This is a genomic window from Sphingobacterium psychroaquaticum, assembly GCF_900177625.1.
GTDB classification, from domain to species: domain Bacteria; phylum Bacteroidota; class Bacteroidia; order Sphingobacteriales; family Sphingobacteriaceae; genus Sphingobacterium; species Sphingobacterium psychroaquaticum.
The window spans coordinates 161,442-176,776 of the sequence record NZ_FXAU01000008.1 but is presented as its reverse complement, the minus strand read 5'-3'; the positions used below and the strand labels follow the sequence as shown (position 1 = coordinate 176,776).

The following is a 15,335-nucleotide window of genomic DNA, read 5'->3' as shown; positions in this document are numbered from 1 at the left end:
ATGTTACTTCAGGATATCTCGTGCGATTACTAAACGTTGTATCTCTGAAGTGCCTTCATATATCTGGGTGATTTTAGCGTCACGCATGAGGCGTTCCACGTGATACTCCTTTACGTAGCCATAGCCACCGTGTATTTGAACTGCCTCAACGGTGGTCTTCATCGCGACCTCCGAAGCAAAAAGTTTCGCCATTGCGGCTTCTTTGCTATATGGTAGGCCTTGGTCTTTTAGCCACGCTGCTTTATACGTAAGTAAACGAGCCGCTTCAATTTCAACCTCCATATCGGCGAGCTTAAATTGAATAGCTTGATGCTCACTAATCGGCTTCCCAAACGTTTTACGTTCCTTAGAATAGGCCAAGGCAAGATCATATGCCCCCGCTGCAATTCCCAACGCTTGTGCCGCAATGCCAATACGGCCGCCATCTAAGGTTTTCATCGCAAACTTAAATCCGAATCCATCTGCTCCAATTCGGTTTTCCTTCGGCACTTTTACATCTGAAAAGAGGAGTGAGTGTGTATCGGAACTGCGAATGCCTAGTTTATTTTCTTTTGGACCAATGGTAAATCCATCCATTCCCTTTTCCACGATGAAAACATTAATACCGCGATGGGCCTTTTCTACATGGGTCTGTGCGATAATCAGGTAAATATCTGCGTTGCCACCATTGGTAATCCAATTTTTGGTGCCGTTAATGAGGTAATGGTCACCTTTATCTATCGCGGTAGTATGCTGTGAAGTTGCATCCGAACCCGCTTCTGGTTCGGATAACGCAAAAGCACCAAGCTTTTGACCGCTGGCCAGTGGTTTTAGATATTTCTCCTTTTGTTCTTCGGTACCAAATTCCTGCAGACCGTAAAGTACAAGAGAGTTGTGTGCGGACATAATTACACCGGCGGAGGCATCGATCTTGGAAATCTCTTCAATTGCGATCGCATAAGCTAGTGTATCCATGCCAGCACCATGATAAGCCGTTTCTACCATCATGCCCATAAAACCTAATTCGCCCATTTGCTTAACAAATTCAGTAGGAAAAATAGCGTGTTCATCGCGCTCAATAACGCCTGCTTTTAGGGTTTTTGCGAACTCGCGTGCAGCTTCTCGCAGGAGTTGATGGTCTTCGTTCAATTGGAATTGCATAACCTGTCTATATTGATATATTCAAATATACATTTATTTATTATGCAAGCATAGTAAATAAAACTTTTTTTTGTCATATCTGTTATTTAGTTATCGATATAAAATAAAATCTACTATATTAGTAGTATTAAATAAGTATCAACATTAAATTTAAAGACAATGAGTTTAAGACTAGGAGACGAAGCGCCTAACTTTCAGGCGAAAACAACAATAGGAGATATCGATTTTTATAATTATATCGATGGTAGCTGGGCGGTTCTTTATTCTCACCCTTCTGATTACACCCCTGTTTGCACGACTGAGTTAGGACGGACTGCACAGTTGAAAGGTGAGTTTGAAAAGCGTAACGTGAAGGTATTGGCATTGAGTGTCGATTCTGTTGCCGATCACCTGGATTGGATTAAAGATATTAACGAAACACAAAATACAACAGTGGATTTCCCTATTATTGCAGACGAGGATAAGAAGGTAGCTGAGTTGTATGACATGATCCATCCGAACGCTTTAGCGACGGCAACTGTACGTTCTGTCTTCGTAATTGGTCCCGATAAAAAGATTAAATTGACACTGACATACCCGGCTTCAACAGGGCGTAACTTTAATGAAATTCTTCGTGTGATCGATTCGTTACAGCTGACGGCTGATTATTCTGTAGCAACACCTGCTGATTGGAAAGATGGGGAGGATGTAATTGTCGTTCCTGCTATTAAAACGGAGGATATCGCTGGTAAGTTTCCAAAAGGGTTTAAAGAAATAAAACCTTATTTACGTACGACTCCACAACCGAACAAATAAAAAAACGGGCATCTAATTAGATGCCCGTTTTTTATTACTTAGATTTATTAATACACCTTAACTATATAAATGTAGTCTTGAAGTTTCTTGATCTGATCTGTCCGTGATAGGTGGTTTAAACTGTTTTTGTTCGTCAGGACCACATTACCACGTAATATATCTGCGGGGATACTATTGAGCGTCTCTATTAGGGCCTTTGTTTTTATGGCAAAGGCGGCACCGTCAATTCCTTTTTGTTTACCGCTAATGATACCGATGATATTACCTTCTTTATCCAGCACAGGTCCACCGCTATTTCCAGGGTTAACCGGAATGGATATTTGATAAGCCAATGTATCTCCTGCATACCCTGTGGAAGAGCTTAGGTAACCTTGTCCATACACCGCTTCATCCCGAGGGAAACCTATGGTGTAGATATCTTCTCCAAGTTCTGAATCTTGCTTTTTAAAGGTATAAGGTACATTTTTATGCGATTTAAATGTCGAATCGTTAATATGTAAGATTGCTAAATCTTTTTCCGCATTGGTAAAAATGATATCAGCCTTATAGGATTGTCCTTTATGGTTTTGCAGATGAATAGAATCGGCTCCGCTGATGACGTGATAGTTTGTGACAACATAACCGTCCTTGGTGATCATAAAACCGGTCGCTCCGTAATGAATAGCTTCGTTACTGGTGTTGCTATTGATATTCTTTATGGCATCGTTATGGGCGTTAACATTCCGTTTTACGGTATTCATATCTCGACGGAGCGCACTATAGTCGGATGACGTTTTTCGTAAATTGGAGTAATATCCCGTCAGCCATAAGGTGGAGAAAACAGAGATAATAGCAATCGCAGCAGCAACAGCAGCATTGAATTTATAGCGGTCCCAAAGTGAGACTACTTTAGTGGGCGCTTTAGGTTTTTCTTCCTGATGGAATGCCTCGGCGGCCGACTGTAGTGTCGCTTTGAAAGCAAGCCGATCTGCTGTAACTTGGATATTTTCTATTAAAGATTTGTGCTCCTCAAATCGGGCACGATATGGGGGATTCTCTGCGCAAAAAGACTCAAACCGTTCATTATCTTCCGGCGTAAGCTCTTTCCGCAGATACAAATCTGCCCAATCTATAAACTCTTGTTGACTTAAACTCCTCATTCTTCTAACTAACACTTTTGAAAAAAAACTTCTTCAGTCGCTGTAGGCATTTGTACTTTTGGGTCTTTGCGTTATCGGTATTGGTATAACCGAATTTTTCGCAAATATCTGCCATCGATTTGTTCAAGATATAGAAATCATAGAGAATCGTTTTACACGGTTCGCCTAATCCGGCTAAAGCCTGCTCCATTTGCAGCAGATTTTTTTCTATGGTTTCATGCTCCTGGACTGCATCTCCAGCCTCATCAGCAACCAGGGAGTCCTCATAGTCATCGATTGAATCTTTGCGATATTTGGACTCGCCTCGAGTAAGTTGTTTCAGCCACAAACGCTTAGAAACAGCATAAAGAAATGTTTTTAGCTTGCTTGAAAGTTCAAAGTCTCCTTTATTGATTTTGTCGTACAGGACCATAACGGTTTCCTGAAAGATATCTTGCGCTTCCTCCGAACTTCCACTATTGTTGATGATCATCTTCAATACTGGCGGGTAATACAGTTTATACAATTTCTGTACCGCCAAATTGTTCCCCTCTCGGATCCCTAGGATGATTTCCTCATCAATGCCAATGTCGCTTTTCTCCTTACTCACTTATTAATACCTTTTTAATCAAATAGTAACCTTGTTTCACAGAGGAATTTTTATTTTGTGAAATTTAGTCGGTACTAGGGGCTAATATATTCAAAAAAAAGACACCTAAAAAGTATGTTGTTCTTTAATTAGGTGTCTTTTTTATGGTGTAGTCACAAATTATGGCTGTGACTTTCTTTTTGGTGCATTCTTAGCTTTGCTTGTTGGACCGAAAACATTTCCCACCATTGTCATAGCGCAACGGAAACCAACCATAGCATTGGACTCATCTTGTTGCATGAAACGACGCGTCGCTGGATTTAACCAGTATGCACGATCGTTCCAAGAACCGCCCTTGAAAACACGACTTTTGTTGTTGATTAAGGTTGTTTTACCATAGAGCTCTTTCATCTCCTCATCATCAAAACCGCGGGCATCATATTGGTAGCTGCTTGCTGCATCTTCATTACCTTTAGCTGCCTGAAGCTCTTCCCATGTTTGTTTACGTGGCGCTTTTGCAGGTACTTTTACCGGACGTCCGTATTTGTCTTTCGCCAAAACACGGCCTTCTGCATTTTCGTATTTATTGTCCATAAATACATTACCACGGAAAGGGTTGAAGTCTTCAAAATCTTCAAACGATAGTTGGCGGTATACGTCGTTCACCCATTCGTTCACATTACCAGCCATATTATAAAGACCGAAATCGTTTGGTGCATAGCTTGTGACAGGCACGGTTATATCACCACCGTCGTTTAAGTCGCCTGCAACTCCCATATTATTACCGCTTGTAATTTTGAAGTTTGCTAACATGCGACCCTGATTTTTACGTTTATCGGAGCGCACGCCTAAACCACTCCAAGGATAAGTACGGCTATTTTCGATATTTCCTTGTACCGTATTGCCAATTAGACCTAAAGCGGCATATTCCCATTCGGCTTCTGTTGGTAGTCGGTATGGTTGTTTTAGGATACCGTCCTCCATGCGTACTGTACGTTTCGCTTCAGGGGCAGCACCAGGGCGATTATCTTTTGGCATATTTGGACCGTCAATACCTTCGCCTTTGAGCTGGCCGTTAAGGTAGATTTCCGTGTTGAAAGCGTCGCCTGTTGTTTTTTGTTCCGAGCGCGTTTTATAGTCGACCAACATGCCTGATTTACGCAATACGTTTTCATTGACACGGTCGGTACGCCACTGACAGTAGGCTGTTGCCTGTTCCCAAGAAACGCCAACTACGGGATAATCTTGGAATGACGGGTGACGTAAATATAGATTTACGTAAGGTTCATTATAGGATAACGGATGGCGCCAAACTAAGGAGTCGGGCAATGCATCATAGTACAGTTTACCATCATCTGGGAAATTTTGTGCGATCCAATGTAAGTACTCCAGCCAATCGGCATTAGATACCTCGGTTTCATCAATATAAAAAGAGGCAACCGTAACACGACGTTTCACATTGTCATAGGCATAGCCTAAGTCTTCGTTTAAACTTCCGCCCATTACAAATGTACCACCCTCTACAGCCACTAAACCCGGGCCTGGTGTTTCTTTCACTTTTCTGTTGATATGAAGGCCACCATTATTAGGATCGTTGTAGGCAACCCCAGTTTTGGGCGATACGTCACCACTCTTTCCCGACTTACTGATTTTACTACAAGCTGATAAAGCAATAAGGGAACAGATTGCCAATGTTAGTGGCACCATTTTCTTCATAACAAAGTATTTCTTGAACCTCATAAATTAAAATTATGAATTTAACTTTTCAAAAGTAAGAAATAAAATTTATTCTCTCTTAAAGATACAAGCTGATTTCGTACCAAGATGTTTGGTCGAAGTCTTAAAAAATGTTAAAATTCTAAAAGTGTGGTAGCCCGACTACAGAATGGTGATTCGTATATCTGCAATTAATGTCTAACTTCGTGAATTATGAAAATTAAAGTTGGTTTTGGATTTGATGTGCACCAAATAAAAGAGGGGCACCCATTTATTGTTGGTGGTGTTCAGTTGGAGCATCATGCCGGTGCGTTCGGGCATTCGGATGCGGATGTATTGGTGCATGCGATATGTGATGCTATTTTAGGGGCTGCTAACTTGGAAGATATTGGTTATCACTTCCCTAACACCGATATGAAGTGGAAGGGAATCAGTAGTTTGTTGCTGTTGAAAGAATGTATCCGACTTATTAGTGAGAAAAATTTTGTACTGGGAAACATTGACGCCATGCTTTGTCTGGAAGCACCGAAGATCAAGCCTTATATCCAGGCGATGAAAGCAAATATTGCAGAGGTGACAGGTTTGGATGTCGAGGATATTTCGATTAAGGCTACAACCAATGAAACGATGGGGTTTATAGGTCGACAAGAAGGTGTTGTAGCTTATGCCGTTTGTTTACTTGAAAAGAAGTAATTTTTAGTGTTTAATTGTGGCAGTTTTACTACGCTGTTGATAATTAACTATTTTTAAAATTTTTGTAGCTAAAATTTATTTGAATAATGGTATTTTTGTGTGAACTATTTGCCTGTCTTTTTGTTCAGGATAAAGATTGTCATATTCATGATTGTAAATATTAAGCATCGTATTTGCAAACGGCTTTCTATTGTGCCGTTGCTATTTGTTCTTCTGTTGTTTGTGGCATCTGCCTGTGGCCTCTTCAAAGGGAAGTCTGCAGCGGGAAAGAAATCAATTGATGATACAGCAAAGACCGATTTTTTTCAAAATCTAACATCGAAGTACAATATATTGTATAACTCCAACTTGATGTTAAATGCAGAGCGGAAAAGTATTTACAGCGGTGCAAATAAAAACTACCAGGTTCGATTAACGGTGTTTGATGAACCAACAGCGAATGGCGATCCACATAAAGCCATGGATTCTTTAATTCAAAAGGCATACAAAATTGTAAATACCAAGCAAGAAAGTAAATATATTCAAGAAGCTTATTATATCATTGGTCGTGCCTATTACCTTAAAGGGTCCTATTACACAGCTATTGAATTTTTTGATAAGTTGATCAAAGAGGCCGCAGATGCACCTTCCTATCGGCCGCTGGCTTATGCCTGGAAGTCACGATCTTTTTTGCAGATAGGGAAACCGGAGAAAGCGCTATCGGCCGTTGATTCGGCTTTTATGTTTCTGGATGAAAGCTTGAAGACCCGAACCTTTGTGAATGCGGCTAAGGCAAATGCCTTGATTCGTGTTGGTAAAGAGCTGGAGGCTATTCCTTTTTTAGAATATGCGATTGAATCCAATAAGGATCCTTACGACAAAAATAGATGGCGTTTCTTATTAGCGCAATTGTACGCGGACAATGGTCAGCGTGATCAGGCCTTCGGTTTGTTTGAAAAGATTGCAAAAGCTAATGTTCCCTATGATATGTCATTCGAGGCGAGCTTACAAGCCGCTTTTTTAACCGGGGCAATCCGTGGAGGGGCACTTGTCGAACGGGTGAAGCCACTGAAGTCTATGTTGAAGGAAGGAAAGAACGATGGATATAAAGATCAGATTTTATTTGAAATAGGCCGGATCTATCTGGCAGAAAATGATGAAGCACAAGCCTTTTCATATTTTAATAAATCCTTAGCAGAACCGAATCGCAATAGCTACCAAACGGCCGAAACGTATCTGACATACGGCGATTATCTTTTCCAAAAGAAAGACTATAAGCACGCACAAAACTACTATGATAGTCTTGCAACGGCTTTGCCTTCGGATTACACTGATGTAGATCGCGTTACGCGAAAATTGGCGTACATGTCAAAATTAACGGCCTTATACGAAAATAATCTTTGGCAAGATACGTTGATCAGTTTAGGAAAGCTAAATGAAAATGATCGTCAAGAGATGGTGGGGAAATATGCAGGTGCAAGTCTTATAATGAAACAAAAGCAACTGGAGCAAGAGGCTGCCCGCAATAAGAAAGGGAAAAAGGAAAAGGGACAACAAACTGGCACCTTTGTGAATAGCAATGTCTTGGCGTTGAACAATACGCCTACGAGTGCAGCTACAAGTAGCTTTACAGGGAACAAGTTTTATTTCAATAACCAAGATGCGATGCTGTTGGGGACTTCCGACTTTAAACGAAAGTGGGGAAATAGACAGTTAAAAGATGATTGGCGATTCTCGGGCGACAATACGCCTTCGTTAGTGGCTCAGACAGGGACTGTGGAGACAGCAAGTAAGGTGACTACACCAAAAGATACGTTTGATGCGGTTGCTTTTTTGGCCGCAGAGAAGAGCCGTTTCTTGGATTCAGTGCCGACAGTGCAAGGAGATTATGACAAGAGGTTAAAAATCGTACACGATAACATGATCGTGATCGGTAATATCTACCGTGACTATACGAAAGATAATAAGGATGCCATCATAGCCTACGAGTCTTTCTTAGCGCGTTTTCCGAATACTGCTGCGGGCGCAGAGATTTATTATTCACTGTACCGTATGTATGATGGGGTAGACGCGGTGAAAAGTGCCGCTTATAAAGATCGTCTGATTCAGATGTATCCAAATTCATTGCATGCAATGGTGGCTAAAGATCCCTATTATATGGATAAGATCAATCGGGATAAACGTGTGCTGGATCGTGCTTTTGAGAAGTTATTTGCGTTGTATACAGCAGGCGATCATGTTGCGGTTATTAAACAAGCAAATGAAGAGTTGGAAGGTGTTTTCCAACGTACCGGAATGGTGGCGCAAATTGAATACCTGAAAGCACTTGCTATTGGACGAGTTGGGCGGGTAGATGATTTTACCAATGCGTTAGGAAAGATTGTAGAGAAGTATCCGGAAGATAGTTTGGTTGTGCCTCTTGCAATGGAGAATATTGCATTTGTGGAGAAGAATCCATCCATGTTTGTTAATCGGGTGAATGCGCTTCAGGATATTGATAAAAGTCGCATCGCCTTTGTGGATGAACCAGATATGACCCCTTGGCCATCCTTGGATATTAATGGTGATTACCGTACTGGGGTTGCTATTATTAAGCCTAAACCGAAAGAAGATGTTATCGCTAAGGTAGAGGAGAAGCCGAAGGTTAAAGAAGAGAAGCCGAAAGAAGAGAAACCAAAGACGGAAGAAGAACGTAAGGAGATCGAGTTGCTTTTGGCTGGGGAGATGACGACCAAGGCAAAAGATATAAAAACAAATATTGGCGCTGCCAAAGTCGATGTTAATTTGCAGAAGAAGGAAGAAACGATTGTGGCTAATCTGGGGACAATTGAAGAAGAAGAGCAGCGTTTAGCCTTGGCACTTGGGCAACAAAAAACAGGTACGGGTGTGAATGCGGGGAAAGGGGTGAACACCAATGTTAAATTGGATGCTACAGGAGTTGATGTCGGTGAGGTTAAAATAAACTACGGTCCGAATGAATATCGGGATAAGAAGCTCTTCCCGGATAAAGGCACTTATTTCTTTACGGTCAATGTGAAAGATCCGCGCGTAAATCTGGCGCCAAGTCGATATGGTATCGGGCAGTTTAATCGTTCTCGATATGCGCGGGCGGAACTGAATCACCAATTGAAATTGGTTAATGCTGAAAATCAGCTTCTTTTTATCGGACCGTTCGAATCTTATGAAGAAGTGAAAACTTATGAGTCCAGAATATTACCTTTGCTTCCGGAATTGATGAAGATCCCGGTAGAGGATTACAATACTTTTATCATCACAAAAGAAGTAATTGGCACATTAACTGATGGTATTATGATTAAGAATTACCATCAAATATATATAGAGCAATAACACTATATTGAAATTCAATGAAAAGAGAGTCTAAGCAAAATCAGCTGACGGAGGAAGATGTAAAGAGATATACCAAAGGACTTTGGAAAATATTCTTAGCATGTGTTGCGATTGCTGTTTTATTTGTTGTAAGCGTACGAATAGGTGTTTTCGGGAAGTTACCTTCCTTTCAGGAATTAGAGAACCCCAAAAGTAATTTGGCATCTGAGGTACTATCAGAAGATCTAAAAGTTTTAGGTACATACTATAAACACAACCGATCGAATGTTAAATACAGTGAACTGTCACCATACTTGGTGCAGGCGTTAATTTCCACAGAAGATAAGCGTTTTTACGAACACTCGGGGATCGATTATTCCCGAACTATAACTTCTGTATTACATACATTGACAGGAAGTAAGCAAGGCGGTAGTACCATTACACAGCAGCTTGCTCTGAATCTATTTGCGGAACGCCGTGAACGGAGCACGATCAAACGTGTAATGCAGAAATTTCAGGAATGGTTAACGGCCGTTCGATTAGAGCGTAGCTATACCAAAGAAGAGATTATAACCATGTATTTTAATACCGTAGATTATGGGTATAAGAATACATATGGTATTAAGTCGGCTGCGCGGACTTTTTACAATACCACGCCAGATAAATTAACCGCTGATCAAGCTGCAATGTTGGTCGGTATGTTGAAAGGTACAACCTTATATTCGCCTGTAAAATATCCAGAAAATGCACTTGCGCGTCGGAATACCGTGCTGAATAATATGTCTGCACAATCGTTTATCTCTGCCGAGGAGGCGGAAACAGCGAAGGCCAAACCGATTAATCTAAAGTTGCGTATTTCTAATTACGGAGAAGGGTTAGCGCCTTATTTTAGAGCCGTACTGAAGGAAGAGATTAAGAAAGAATTTCAACGATTATCAATTACTAAGCCAGACGGTACGCCATATGATTTAGATAAAGATGGTCTGAAAATCTATACACCAATAAATTACGCGATGCAACAGTACGCGGAAGATGCACAAAAAGAATGGATGATGAAGTTGCAACGTGACTTTGACCGTCAGTATCGCAGTGCGGATCCTTTCCGTGGTGATAATGCAAAGCTTTTGGTGAGTGGAATGAGACGGTCTGATCGTTACCGTATGATGAAAGATGCGGGGCACTCGGAGGAGGAAATCAAAAAGGCTTTCAAGGAGAAGGTGCCTATGTCTTTGTTTACCTATAAAGGAAGTGTGGACACGGTAATGTCTCCGATGGATTCTATACGGTACAATAAATTGTTTCTCCGCAACGCCGTGATGTCTATGGAGCCTTCAACAGGCCATATCAAGGCATGGGTTGGTGGTATTGATTTTGAGCATTTTAAATTTGACCACGTGAAATTGGCGCAGCGTCAGGTCGGGTCAACAGCGAAACCATTTACCTATGCGGTAGCCATTGATAACGGCTATTCACCTTGTTTTACGGTGCCTAATCATTCCCGTAGCTACGGCGATTGGACCCCACGTGGAACAGTGCAAGGTGGAGATCCTATTACATTGAAAAATGCGCTTAAATATTCACAGAACTTTGCATCAGCCTATGTGATTAATGAAGTGGGAGCATCCAATGTAGCGGCTTTAACCAAGAAAATGGGAATTACTTCAAATGTACCGAGCTATCCTTCTATCTCTTTGGGAGCTTATGAAGCCTCTGTTTTTGATATGGTTGGTGCTTATTCGGCTTTTGTAAACCATGGAACATGGGTGGAGCCGACAATGATTTTACGTATTGAAGATAAAAATGGTACGCCGATTTATGAGCGCTCTCCGAAAGTCGTTAAAGTGATTAATAGCGAGTCCGCCTATATTATGGTTGATATGTTAAAAGGTGTAGTTGATGGTGGAACGGCTTCCCGTTTGCGACGAGCGGAGTATGGCGGGTTAACTAATCCAATCGGAGGTAAGACTGGTACAACGAATGACAACTCGGATGCGTGGTTCATTGGGATTACACCTGATTTGGTCACGGGTATTTGGACGGGGGCTGAAGATCGTGGTATTCGCTTCTATAGTATGGCTTCGGGACAAGGTGCTTCGGCCGCATTGCCAATATTTGGTTTGTATATGAAGAAAGTGTACAACGATAAAAGCCTGCATTATACGCAAGGTGATTTTCCGCAGCCACCGGGAGGATTGACGCGCGAGATAGACTGTAGCCGTTATGTTCCGTTTTATGGAACCGGTGGAGGCACCGAGGAACAAAGTTCGCTCGATGATGACCGACTCGGATTTTAGCAGTAGTTTATAGATACTTACTATTGCCGAACAATAAATTTTAACGAAATTTGTTGTTCGGCATTTTTTATTGATATGGATTCGTTTAATTACAGAGAAGAGTTAAAAAAGATACCCCACAAGTCGGGGGTTTATCAGTATTTCGATAAGAATGATGAACTCATTTATATTGGAAAAGCGAAAGACCTGCGGAATAGGGTAGGCTCTTATTTTGTAAATGAAGCACAGTTAAATGGTAAAACACGGGTATTGGTCCGTAAAATAAACCGAATAGCTTTCACGATTGTAGATACAGAAATTGATGCCTGGCTACTCGAGAACAACCTCATCAAGAAGTACAAGCCTCGTTATAATGTCTTGTTGAAAGATGATAAGACCTACCCTTGGATCGTGATCAAGAATGAACATTTCCCACGGATCTATTGGACGCGCCAGTATGTGAAAGATGGTTCCCGATATTATGGGCCTTACGCTTCGTTGGGGATGATGCATGTTATTTTGGATATGATCCGAGAATTGTTTCCGCTACGTACGTGCAATTTGAATTTAGCGCCCGAGAATATTGCGAAAGGGAAGTACAAGGTATGTCTCGAGTACCAAATCGGAAATTGTAAAGGACCTTGTGAAGGCTTTCAAACAGAAGTAGATTATAACCAAAATTTGATGGATATAAAAGACATTCTAAATGGGAAGATTTCGGTTGTTACAAGTCGTTTAAAAGAAGATATCCAACAAGCTGTTAACGAGCTGAATTTTGAGGGGGCGCACCTGTTGAAAAGTAAGTTGGATAAACTGTCTAATTACCAGAGTAAGTCTACGGTCGTGAGTTCTTCTATTACCAACGTCGATGTTTTCAGTATTGCCTCGGAGGATAATTATGCCTTTGTGAATTATCTGAAGGTGGTTCATGGGGTGGTTATTCAGACGCAGACGCTAGAAATGAAGAAACGGTTGGATGAAACGGAACAAGAATTATTGGCATTAGCTATACCGGAGATTAGGGGGCGCTTTAGAAGTACTTCGAGAGAAATAATCGTTCCCTTTGAGTTGGATATCGAGTCAGATGAATCGATTAAGTTTACCGTTCCTAAAGTTGGAGAAAAGAAAAACCTGTTAGAATTGTCTCTCAAGAACGTCGCCTATTTTAAAAAAGAACGTATGTTGCAGTATGAGCGTCTAAACCCAGAGGTGAAGACCGATAGAGTCTTAAAGCAAATGCAAAAAGATTTACGGATGAACGTTCTGCCGCGACATATAGAGTGTTTTGATAACTCGAATATTCAGGGTAGTTATCCCGTATCCGCCATTGTGGTGTTTAAGGATGCAAAGCCATCGAAAAAGGATTACCGGCATTTTAATGTAAAGACTGTGGTGGGGCCTGATGACTTTGCGACCATGGAGGAGGCTGTTTTTAGGCGCTATCGTCGTGTTTTAGATGAAGGTGGAGACTTACCTCAGTTGATCGTGATCGATGGTGGCAAGGGGCAATTAGGCGCGGCTATGAAGAGCTTGAAGTTGTTGGGGATTGAAAAGCAGCTGACTGTGATCGGAATTGCGAAGAGACTCGAAGAGTTATATTACCCAGGGGACCAATATCCATTGTATCTGGATAAGAAATCCGAAACATTGAAAGTGATACAGCATTTGCGGGATGAGGCACACCGTTTTGGTATTACGTTCCACCGGAATCAACGCAGCCGGAAGACTTTTGTGTCGGAGTTGGAGAATATTCCAGGAATCGGAAAGACCTCGGTGGAGAAATTATTAAAGACCTTTAAGTCAGCGAAGAAGGTTAAGGAGGCTTCGGATGAAGAGCTGCGGACGGTGTTGAACCAAAAGCAGCTTGTGGCGTTGCGCGCTTACTTTATGGAAGGTGCTGGATAAACCAAGCGAATAGTTAAGTGGGAACTACCGCTTAACTATGTACGTAATATTTCTAAATTTTTAGGGCATAAAAAAAGCCTTTAGTTTCCTAAAGGCTTGGTAGTAGCGGGGATCAGACTCGAACTGATGACCTTCGGGTTATGAGCCCGACGAGCTACCAACTGCTCCATCCCGCAATGTATTTTAAGTTTCTTCGAGCTAGGTGCATTGCCACCTAGCTCTTTTAGTAGCGGGGATCAGACTCGAACTGATGACCTTCGGGTTATGAGCCCGACGAGCTACCAACTGCTCCATCCCGCAATGTATTTTAAATTTCTTCGAGCTAGGTGCATTGCCACCTAGCTCTTTTAGTAGCGGGGATCAGACTCGAACTGATGACCTTCGGGTTATGAGCCCGACGAGCTACCAACTGCTCCACCCCGCAATATATTTTTATCTAAAATCTGCGTTGTTTTTGGTGAAACGCAAGATATCATTTCCTTTTATTGGAGCACAAAGATATTATTTGTTTCTTTGTATTCCAAATAAAGAACGCAAAAAATGTCGCATAAAGCAGGATTCGTAAGTATCATAGGCAAGCCGAATGCCGGTAAATCTACACTAATGAACTCATTAGTAGGAGAGAAGATGTCTATTATTACACCAAAAGCACAAACCACAAGGCACCGAATAATTGGTATTGTTAATGAAGAAAACTATCAAATTGTGTTTTCTGATACCCCGGGTGTGATAAAACCGAACTATTCATTGCAGGAATCGATGATGAATTTCGTGCAAGGATCGCTAATTGACGCGGATGTTATTCTTTTTGTTACAGATATACACGAGAAATACGATGAAAATGATGTCATCGAAAAATTGCGCAAGACAGCTTCTCCTGTAGCGGTGTTGATTAATAAAATCGATAAGTCGTCGGAAGAAGAGGTAATGAGTAAGGTTGAGTTCTGGAAAGAGAAAATCAATCCGGATGCTGTGTTTGCGATTTCGGCGAAACTGGAATACGGAGTGTCGGGGATCATGGAATATATTAAAGAAAAGCTTCCTGTCCATCCACCGTTTTACGCGAAGGATGAATTGACGGATCGTAATATGCGCTTCTTTGTTTCGGAGATTATTAGGGAGAAGGTATTTAAATTATACGATAAAGAAATTCCATACAGTACGGAAATTATTGTTAAGTCTTTCAAAGAGGAGGCTAAGATTACACGGATCGCAGCGGAGATTATTGTAGAGCGCGATTCGCAAAAAAATATTATCATCGGAAAAGGCGGGGAGATGATCAAGAAGGTGGGTACCTATGCACGACAGGATATTGAAACCTTTATTGATGGAAAAGTATTCCTAGAGCTGTTTGTTAAAGTTATTCCCGATTGGCGTAGTAAAAAGAACTACTTAAAGCAGTTTGGATACGACGACTAGTCTTTTATCTCTTGTTTAAGATTTTTATATCATGCTTCGTCAGAAATTGACGAAGCATTTTTTTTTGTAAAATGGAGCCGTATTTATAATCTACCTCCACTGATGGGATAAAAGGATAGGAATGCTTCTTTTTGCGTTATTGTATTGGAATGTTACATAATAATGCTAATGCTGTAATTGCCTATTATTTCCACATGTATTTATCAGGTTAAGCTTCTTGTTTTATAGTTGTTTATCAATCTTTTTACCTCCTGTCAATTATTTGTTTCCAGTATTTTACGGACTATTCATCGCTTTGTTTTTGCTGTAGAGTTGTAACTACTTTTTTGTTTTGCAATTCTTTTGTTATTTATTGTATTTCGTAAAATGTAAATTTTCCCA

General features: G+C 41.1%; 10 protein-coding genes and 3 tRNA genes. 6 read left to right on the top strand and 7 right to left on the bottom strand.

The genetic code is table 11. The features are described from left to right. Positions 1-3: 3 nt before the first annotated feature. Positions 4-1,140 (bottom strand): acyl-CoA dehydrogenase, encoded by a 1,137-nt coding sequence (locus tag B9Y69_RS17870; RefSeq protein WP_085474357.1) that lies wholly within the window; start codon positions 1,138-1,140, stop codon positions 4-6. A 159-nt stretch (positions 1,141-1,299) separates the two neighbouring features. Here B9Y69_RS17870 and B9Y69_RS17865 point away from each other — a divergent pair, with 159 nt between their 5' ends. Continuing rightward, positions 1,300-1,935 carry a peroxiredoxin gene (locus tag B9Y69_RS17865; RefSeq protein ID WP_085474356.1) on the top strand — a complete coding sequence of 212 codons (636 nt, stop codon included), beginning with the start codon at positions 1,300-1,302 and terminating at the stop codon, positions 1,933-1,935. 47 nt (positions 1,936-1,982) lie between these two features. Here B9Y69_RS17865 and B9Y69_RS17860 read toward each other — a convergent pair whose 3' ends face one another. The 3 genes from B9Y69_RS17860 to B9Y69_RS17850 all read right to left on the bottom strand — a co-directional run bounded on the left by B9Y69_RS17860 (position 1,983) and on the right by B9Y69_RS17850 (position 5,358). Continuing rightward, on the bottom strand, positions 1,983-3,074 hold the full coding sequence (locus tag B9Y69_RS17860; RefSeq protein ID WP_085474355.1) for a S1C family serine protease: 1,092 nt from the start codon (positions 3,072-3,074) through the stop codon (positions 1,983-1,985). A 4-nt stretch (positions 3,075-3,078) separates the two neighbouring features. After that, a complete protein-coding gene (locus B9Y69_RS17855; RefSeq protein ID WP_085474354.1) occupies positions 3,079-3,663 on the bottom strand; it encodes an RNA polymerase sigma factor in 585 nt (194 codons plus the stop codon). Positions 3,664-3,822: 159 nt separating this feature from the next. After that, positions 3,823-5,358, bottom strand: a complete 1,536-nt coding sequence (locus B9Y69_RS17850) for an SUMF1/EgtB/PvdO family nonheme iron enzyme (protein WP_085474353.1) — start codon at positions 5,356-5,358, stop codon at positions 3,823-3,825. Between the two features lie 213 nt (positions 5,359-5,571). On the opposite strand from B9Y69_RS17850, the gene ispF reads away from it, so the two are divergent. The 4 genes from ispF (at position 5,572) to uvrC (ending at position 13,535) form a co-directional block, all read left to right on the top strand. Next, complete coding sequence (gene ispF, locus B9Y69_RS17845; protein WP_085474352.1) at positions 5,572-6,051, top strand: 2-C-methyl-D-erythritol 2,4-cyclodiphosphate synthase; 480 nt, start codon at positions 5,572-5,574, stop codon at positions 6,049-6,051. A gap of 147 nt (positions 6,052-6,198) precedes the next feature. After that, positions 6,199-9,378, top strand: a complete 3,180-nt coding sequence (gene porW, locus B9Y69_RS17840) for a type IX secretion system periplasmic lipoprotein PorW/SprE (RefSeq protein WP_085474351.1) — start codon at positions 6,199-6,201, stop codon at positions 9,376-9,378. 17 nt (positions 9,379-9,395) lie between these two features. Continuing rightward, positions 9,396-11,651, top strand: coding sequence for a penicillin-binding protein 1A (locus B9Y69_RS17835; protein ID WP_085474350.1), 2,256 nt, complete (start codon positions 9,396-9,398; stop codon positions 11,649-11,651). Between the two features lie 75 nt (positions 11,652-11,726). Next, on the top strand, positions 11,727-13,535 hold the full coding sequence (uvrC, locus tag B9Y69_RS17830) for an excinuclease ABC subunit UvrC (protein ID WP_085474349.1): 1,809 nt from the start codon (positions 11,727-11,729) through the stop codon (positions 13,533-13,535). Between the two features lie 103 nt (positions 13,536-13,638). On the opposite strand, the gene B9Y69_RS17825 is transcribed toward uvrC, so the two are convergent. The 3 genes from B9Y69_RS17825 to B9Y69_RS17815 all read right to left on the bottom strand — a co-directional run bounded on the left by B9Y69_RS17825 (position 13,639) and on the right by B9Y69_RS17815 (position 13,959). After that, positions 13,639-13,711: transfer RNA gene (locus B9Y69_RS17825), tRNA-Met, on the bottom strand. Positions 13,712-13,762: 51 nt separating this feature from the next. Further along, positions 13,763-13,835 (bottom strand) — tRNA-Met (locus B9Y69_RS17820). A 51-nt stretch (positions 13,836-13,886) separates the two neighbouring features. After that, positions 13,887-13,959 (bottom strand) — tRNA-Met (locus B9Y69_RS17815). Positions 13,960-14,075: 116 nt separating this feature from the next. Between B9Y69_RS17815 and era the strand changes: the two genes are divergently transcribed. Further along, positions 14,076-14,954, top strand: coding sequence for a GTPase Era (gene era, locus B9Y69_RS17810; protein WP_085474348.1), 879 nt, complete (start codon positions 14,076-14,078; stop codon positions 14,952-14,954). The last annotated feature ends 381 nt before the right edge of the window (positions 14,955-15,335 follow it).

Excerpts from the sequence above, each read along its gene's own strand:
- uvrC (WP_085474349.1), top strand. The coding sequence starts at position 11,727 with ATGGATTCGTTTAATTACAGAGAAGAGTTAAAAAAGATACCCCACAAG.
- ispF (WP_085474352.1), top strand. The coding sequence starts at position 5,572 with ATGAAAATTAAAGTTGGTTTTGGATTTGATGTGCACCAAATAAAAGAG.
- B9Y69_RS17850 (WP_085474353.1), bottom strand. The coding sequence starts at position 5,358 with ATGAAGAAAATGGTGCCACTAACATTGGCAATCTGTTCCCTTATTGCT.
- B9Y69_RS17860 (WP_085474355.1), bottom strand. The coding sequence starts at position 3,074 with ATGAGGAGTTTAAGTCAACAAGAGTTTATAGATTGGGCAGATTTGTAT.
- B9Y69_RS17865 (WP_085474356.1), top strand. The coding sequence starts at position 1,300 with ATGAGTTTAAGACTAGGAGACGAAGCGCCTAACTTTCAGGCGAAAACA.
- B9Y69_RS17870 (WP_085474357.1), bottom strand. The coding sequence starts at position 1,140 with ATGCAATTCCAATTGAACGAAGACCATCAACTCCTGCGAGAAGCTGCA.
- porW (WP_085474351.1), top strand. The coding sequence starts at position 6,199 with ATGATTGTAAATATTAAGCATCGTATTTGCAAACGGCTTTCTATTGTG.
- B9Y69_RS17835 (WP_085474350.1), top strand. The coding sequence starts at position 9,396 with ATGAAAAGAGAGTCTAAGCAAAATCAGCTGACGGAGGAAGATGTAAAG.
- era (WP_085474348.1), top strand. The coding sequence starts at position 14,076 with ATGTCGCATAAAGCAGGATTCGTAAGTATCATAGGCAAGCCGAATGCC.